This is a genomic window from Janthinobacterium sp. UMAB-60 (genome assembly GCF_900095235.1).
Taxonomy (GTDB): domain Bacteria; phylum Pseudomonadota; class Gammaproteobacteria; order Burkholderiales; family Burkholderiaceae_D; genus Janthinobacterium.
This window is the reverse complement of sequence record NZ_LT607486.1, coordinates 265,556-266,360: the sequence shown is the minus strand read 5'-3', so window position 1 is coordinate 266,360 and position 805 is coordinate 265,556. Positions and strand designations below refer to the sequence as shown.

The window sequence follows — 805 nt, the reverse complement described above, 5'->3', positions numbered from 1 at the left end:
GCCTGCGTGGCCATCACGGGCCTGATCAGCGCGTCCATCGCCAGGCCGCTGGCGCGCCTGTCCTACGCCATCGCGCATATCCGCGACGGCAAGGCGCTGTCGGTGCGCGTGGCGCAGCACGGCAGCGATGAACTCGGGCAATTGATCCTGGGCTTTAACGGCATGCTCGAGCACGTCGAACAGCGCGACCTGGCGCTCAAGCAGGCCAAGGCCGAGGCCGACGCCGCCAACCGCGCCAAATCGGAATTCCTGGCCAAGATGAGCCACGAAATCCGCACGCCGATGAATGGCGTGCTGGGCATGACGGAGTTGCTGCAGCGCACAGAACTGAGTCCCAAGCAGCAGCGTTTCGTGCACACGGTGCACCGTTCCGGTGAAAGCTTGCTGAGTATCATCGACGACATCCTCGACTTTTCCAAGATCGAGGCGGGCAAGCTGGTGCTCGAACATATCCCCTTCGACCTGCGCCAGGTGATCGACGATGTGGTGGCGCTGTTTGCCAACGGCATCCAGCGCAAGGCCATCGAATTTACCTGCCGCATCGCGCCCGACGTGCCGCAGCATGTGCGCGGCGACCCCGTGCGGCTGCGCCAGATTCTCACCAACCTGCTCAATAACGCCACCAAGTTTACCGAGCGGGGCGAGATTTCCGTCGATGTCAGCTGCCCTGCCGCCGGCCAGATCCGGCTGGAAGTGCGCGACACGGGCATCGGCATGGCGCCGGAAGCGGCGGCGGCCGTCTTCCAGCCCTTCCGCCAGGCCGACAGCACCACTTCGCGCAAGTATGGGGGCACGGGACTGGGCC

General features: G+C 65.0%; 1 protein-coding gene. It reads left to right on the top strand.

Annotation, left to right across the window (positions count from 1 at the left end):
- Positions 1-805: histidine kinase dimerization/phospho-acceptor domain-containing protein (locus K0F86_RS11185; protein WP_219134449.1), on the top strand; the 805-nt coding region annotated here is incomplete at both ends.